Source organism: Streptomyces sp. NPDC017991, assembly GCF_044328075.1.
Taxonomy (GTDB): Bacteria; Actinomycetota; Actinomycetes; order Streptomycetales; family Streptomycetaceae; genus Streptomyces.
The window spans coordinates 1-5780 of sequence record NZ_JBIRGP010000019.1 but is presented as its reverse complement, the minus strand read 5'-3'; the positions used below and the strand labels follow the sequence as shown (position 1 = coordinate 5780).

Here is a 5780-nt window from a genome sequence, read left to right as displayed (position 1 = left end):
CCCCGGCCGCCCCGGGGGGGCGACCGCGGCGGGCCGCGGGGCCGCGGCCCCGGGGCGCCCCCCCGCGGGGGGGCGGGGGGGGGGCCCCGACTCCAACGCTGTTCCGCTGGTGATCGCCGAAGGCGGTCGAGGAACGCTCGCCCCGCGAACCCTCGTCGAGGCGATGCGTGCCCCGCCCGGCCCCGCACTGCGGGGCCGGGCGGGGTAACCGGCTCACCGACAGGTGAGATGCCTCCGGCGCCGACGCATGCCTTCGGGCCGACGGGCGCCTTCAGTCAGCACACACGTCGTTCGATCGCCGCGGCCATCGCCGCCTGCCCGGCGGCGTTGGGATGCGCGGGCGCTGCCGGCGCCTGTGGCGTCAACGGCTCGACCCACCTCGTGCCGGCGGCCTGGCACATGTCGTGGCCGATGCTCGACGTGTAGGTGTCGACGTAGGTGGCGTGCCCTCGCCTCGCCGCCCGGGCGAGCATGGCGTTGAGCCGCTTTTCCGTGTCCCGGAGATAGGCGAAGTCCCCGGCCGCGAACGGGACGGTGGGGAAACAGCCGAATCCGTCATCGGGAAGCAGGTCGGGGTAGCCCACCACGACCACGCGTGCCTGCGGGGCGCGCTGCTGAATGTCCGCGAGGACCGCGGAGACCTTCGGAGTGGTCTGTTCGATGTTCAGGGCGAGCTGGTCGGTACCGCTCGACCCGTAGAACGTCCGGCAGGGGCTGCCCGTCACGTCGGTGGTGCTCAACTGCGCGCAGGTGCCGAGGATCCGGCTGAAGCCGATGTCGTTGCCCCCGATGGTGAGAGTGACCAGGTCGGTGGCAGGACCGACCGCGTCCAGCTGCGGCGCAACGGTCCCCTGACCTTGCGTCAGGTGTGCCGTCGTGGCACCGCTGCAGGTCACGTTCGAGAACGAAGTGGCCTGCCTGGCACGGGCGACGAGCGCGGGATAAGCCTGGTCGGACCGGGCACAGACCGCATCCGTCTGGTCGGCGATTCCAGGGCCTGAGGCGTAGGAGTCGCCGAGTGCCACGTAGTTCCCCACCGACCGGTGTTCGGCCGGATGTGCACCAAAGCCGGGCGATGCTGCGAAGGCGGTACCCGGGGCGGTCAGACTCGTGGTCAGAGCCAGCGCGCCGCCCAGCCACGTGCGCCATCCCACGGTACGCAGACCGGTATTTCTTGTCGTCGCCATGTGTCCCCAATGATGTCGAGCAAGGCGTGAAGGATCGTGCCCGCGGTCCCCGCATGTCGATCGACTGCACAACAGGACCGCTCGCACAGGGCTACGTCCACGGCCGGGACAGGGTTCACCGGCGGATCCCCTGGTCCAGGCGGTCGCCGGGGTCGAGCCCGATGCCGGACCGGCTGTGTACGGCACCGGGTCAGGTCGGGCCGCGACACCGTGTGAACCGGTGTGTGGTTGTCCGCGTATGGACCACTACAAGCACTTGAAAGAGGTCAACGATGATGAACCAGTCCGGAGAGACGGACCAGTCCGACAACTATTCCTCGCACGCCACAGGACCTGCGCGCACTGCGGGCTCCGAGCAGGGTGCACGGATCGAGCGAGAGCCGGTCATACGTCATGACGACAGCATCCCGGCAGGCGCGCGGAAGGGGGACCCGGCGTCTTGGGACAAGATAGCTTCCCAGAGCCGTGGCGCCGACACCGTGGAAGTCGGCGGGACCGAGTTCGAGATCGTGTCGCCGTCCGCACCGTTCGCGTCAGTCATCAGCGCTCCCACCTGGGGCCCCGCACCACCGTCCGTCAGCGAGTCCCAGACATCGCCTCCTCCTCGGACCTCCAGCAGCCAGGTGGTGTGGGCAGCCCCGACACGGTCGACCGCGCCGGTCCGCAGGTTTCCTGACCCGGCAGCCGGTCGTGTCGTACCGACAGCGTCTCGACGCGAGGCGCCCGCCGTACGGAGCGGCGAGCGGCCTGACGAGCGGCGCGGCAGGCGTGACGCTTTCCCGGCTCCGGTGTCGCGGACCGCCAGCACACGCGCCACCGGCCGCGATCCGCAGAACCCGCCCCCGGCTGCCTCTGTCTCGGCGGCCGCAGCTCTGAGGAGTGATGCGGCGGGCTCCTCCCGCGCGCCTCTGCCCCCGGAGGCCTACATCGCGGCGGCCAGTGGTTCTCGGACGCAAAGTCCCGTCGGCAGGCGCGTCTGAGCGGGAAGACCGAGCGATGTTGCGGGCTTGTGGAACGGCCTCCGAAGGACGTACGTCGCCGATCGATCTTGTGACGGCCACCGGGTCGGCCGAGAGCCGCGGTGGAAGGGCGAACACGTACTCAGTGCCTCCACCGGCAGCGAACCACCCGGTCTGCGAGTCGGCGGCTGAGGGCTCACGTCTCCTGGCCGCATCGCGACCTCGTTTCCACCGGTTGTGTTCCCGCCCGGTCATCGCCGCCCGTCCGCGCATCCGCCGACGGAGGGCGAGGTTCGCCCGGGGACACCGCAGCCACAGGTTTGCCAGTGGGCGAGCCTCGTCCGGGGGATAGTGACTCATGCACTTTCGAATGCTTGGCCGACTTGAAGTACTGAACGACGAGGGCTCCCCTGTCGGCCTTCCCGGATCCCTCTCCCGTTCTGTCGTCGGCCGCCTGCTCCTCGCCGGCGGCCAGCCCGTGCAGCGAGACACCATCATCGACGAACTGTGGTGGGAACGGGAGGTGAAGGACCCTGTCAACGCCCTGCAGGTACAGGTGGCCAAGCTGCGTGCCGTTTTCGCCGCGAACGGAGCCGACGGCCGCATCGAGACACGCCAGGGGGGCTACCAACTGGTCCTGCTGCCGCAGGACCAGTTCGACGTCTCTGCTTTCGAGGACCTCGTGCAGCAGGGCCGCGAACACCTGCGCAACGGCGCGTACGGGCAGGCGGACCAGAATCTCAGGGCCGGTGTGTCCCTCTGGCGTGGCCGCGCTCTCGACGATCTGGTCGGCAGGCCCTTCGACATCGAACGTACCCGTCTCGAAGAGCATCGTCTCAGCGCGATCGAGGACGCGGCGGCTGCGTGCCTCGAACTGGGCCGGGCCGAAGAACTCGTACCGGAGTTGTCGGCGCTTCTGTCCGAGACGCCTCTGCGCGAGAGGGTCCGCGCTCAACTGATGCTGGCGCTCTACCGCTGTGGGCGGCACGCCGAGGCCCTGGAGGTTTTCGACAAGGGCCGTAAGCTCCTCAGCTCGGAACTGGGAGTGGATCCGTCGCCGGACCTCCGCTCCCTGCATTCTGCGATCCTGCGCCATGACCAGTCCCTGAAACGCGAGAACGGCGACCCCTTCCAACTCTCCCCGAAACAGGCCGAGCATCGTCGCCCGTCACGGGGCAAGGGCAATCTGGTCCGTCCGCTGGGGCCTTTCGTCGGCCGCCGGGATGTTCTGGCCGCTCTGTGCGAGCAGGTCGCCGGTGAGCGGCTTGTCAGTGTCGTGGGGCCCGGCGGTGTCGGCAAGACCCGTCTGACGCTGGAGGCGTGCACCGGACTGGCGCCCACTCACGACGGCGTCTGGTGGGTGGACCTGACAGCGGTGGGCGACTCAGGGGTACTGGCGGCCGTCGCGTCCACTCTGGGGCTGTCCGATTCGTCGGCCAAGCCCGACCAGCAGCCGCACGACTACATGTACCGCGCTGCCTCCTTCCTCGGCGGTCGGCGGACCATCCTCGCTCTCGACAACTGCGAGCACGTCCTGGACGCCGCAGCTCCCCTCGTGGCGGACCTGCTCAGCCGCTGCCCGCAGCTCACCGTGGTGGCCACCAGCAGAGAGCCCCTCACCGTTCCCGGCGAAGTACTGTTCCCTCTGTCGCCGATGTCCCCCGAGGAATCCGCTGATCTTTTCAGCATTCGCGCGATGATGATCAATCCGTCGTTCAGTACGGACGAGGCGTCGATGAAGGAGATTCGCGCGCTCTGCCGCCGACTGGACGGCCTGCCACTGGCCGTGGAACTCGCGGCCGCGTACGCCCGGTTGCTTCCGCTGCGCGAGATCACGCTCAGACTCGACGACCGGTTCGCGCTGCTCACCCGGGGTGAACGGACGGCGCCCGCCAGGCACCAGACCCTGCGGGCCGTCCTGGACTGGAGCTACACCCTTCTCGATGTCTCCGAGCAACTGGTGCTCACCGAGCTGGCGCTGCACGTCGGTGGCTGCTCCCTCGATCAGGCCGAACGGGCCGGCCTGATCCAGCCGGGCGGCGACGGAACAGATCTCATGCACCTGCTGACTCAGCTGGTGGACAAGTCCCTGTTGTCTCCTGTCACCGCCGTGAGCGGGGTCCGGCTCCAGATGCTGGAGACCGTACGCGAATACGCGCTTGCGCGGCTCTACGAGGAGGGTCGCGGTCCTGAGGCAGAGGATCGTTTCACCGCGTGGGCCATGCGCCTCACCAGTGACGGCGCGACAGGACTCTCGTCGAAGGACCAGACCACCTGGGTGACCACACTCACGGAGGAGTCGGCCAACATCCGTGCCGCGTCGGACCTGTTGATCCGGCAGGGCAGCACGGTCGAGTCCCTCGTCCTGGAGGCGCACCTCGGCTACTACTGGTTCGTCAGCGGCCGGGAGGAAGAGGGGATCGAGCGGCTCAAGAGGAGCCTGAAAGCCTATGAGGACACCCGTTCCGGCCGGTCGGGACAACCCACGCCGGACGAGGAGTGGGCATTCTTCTTCACGTTCGCCTGGCTCGCCTGGCTGAGTCACATCGCCGGAAAGCACGCGGACGCCAGCTCGTACGGCTTGCGGTACCAGGCCGCGTGGCGCCATGCGAAGCATCCGGACCTCGCCATCCTGGGACCCTGCTACGACACGCTCTACGCCATGCTCAACTCCGAGAGCGGCGTGGCTGAGTTGTTCGCCAAGGCCGAGGCCGGCATTTCGGGAACGCAGTTCCACTGGAACCGGGCGGTCCTGCAGACGAACTGGTCGACGTACTGCCTCCAGCAGGGGGACGTCGAGGGTGCTCGGAACCACGGGCTGGCGGCCCTGGAAGCCTCACATGCCGCTGACGACGCCTTCGCGGCGGCCTTCTCCGTCAAACTCTGCGGCGACGCGGACGAAAGCGCCGGCAGGCGGGACCAAGCCCGCACGCAGTGGTGCGAGGCCGCTCAGATCCTTCGGTCCATCGGGTCTCGCACCCGCCTGGCCTACGCCCTGCTGCGGCTGACGTGCCTGGACATCGCGGAGGGATCCGTCAGCACGGCCGAAGAGCGGCTCTCGGAAGTGGAACAGCTGGCAGCGGCACTGAGTGCGGACGACATCAAGTCGGCCGCGGACAACCTGCGGGGTGTTCTGGCGGCCTTCCACAACCGTTTCGCGGAGGCCGAGGGGATATTCCGGGCCGTGTGGGACTCTCCCTCGGCTCCCCCCAACCGCAAGGCGGTGGCCGGTCTCGGACTGGCACTGCACACGACGGGTCACTCAGCCGGGAACTCCGGAGCCGAGAACAGCGGGACCGAAGTTTCGAAGCGGTGGCTTCGACTGGCGGCCGACACGCACCGCCTCCTGCTGGAGCCGCTCGCCCGTGATGCCGTGGGACTGCTTGTGACTGATCTGGAAGCCGGCCACGAAGACGGAACCGCGGGCAGTCACCGGCTCCACGAACGGATGTCCGGCACCCCCTCTGTGCTGGCTGCCTTCTACTGACCGGACCCGTCTTCCGCCTGGTCCCGGTGCTGTGTGGATCCAGCCGGAGGAAGGCCGGTTGGTTTCTGTCGTGGGGCTGTCGTGGTGGGCGGGACGGGGAGCAAGGCTTTGTTAAGCGAGCGGTAAGTGCCGACGCGGAGGGTGGGA

The 5780-nt window shown here is 68.7% G+C and carries 2 protein-coding genes; one reads left to right on the top strand and one right to left on the bottom strand.

Going from position 1 to position 5780, the window contains the following annotated elements:
• Positions 1-275: 275 nt before the first annotated feature.
• Positions 276-1187: an SGNH/GDSL hydrolase family protein gene (locus ACH4DZ_RS40230; protein ID WP_398294010.1), complete on the bottom strand. Its 912-nt coding sequence runs from the start codon at positions 1185-1187 to the stop codon at positions 276-278.
• Positions 1188-2516: 1329 nt separating this feature from the next.
• Here ACH4DZ_RS40230 and ACH4DZ_RS40225 point away from each other — a divergent pair.
• Positions 2517-5633 (top strand): BTAD domain-containing putative transcriptional regulator, encoded by a 3117-nt coding sequence (locus ACH4DZ_RS40225; RefSeq protein WP_398294008.1) that lies wholly within the window; start codon positions 2517-2519, stop codon positions 5631-5633.
• Positions 5634-5780: the final 147 nt, after the last annotated feature.

What these genes read in the sequence shown, in the direction of transcription:
- ACH4DZ_RS40230 (WP_398294010.1), bottom strand. Translation starts at nt 1,187, where the DNA reads ATGGCGACGACAAGAAATACCGGTCTGCGTACCGTGGGATGGCGCACG.
- ACH4DZ_RS40225 (WP_398294008.1), top strand. Translation starts at nt 2,517, where the DNA reads ATGCTTGGCCGACTTGAAGTACTGAACGACGAGGGCTCCCCTGTCGGC.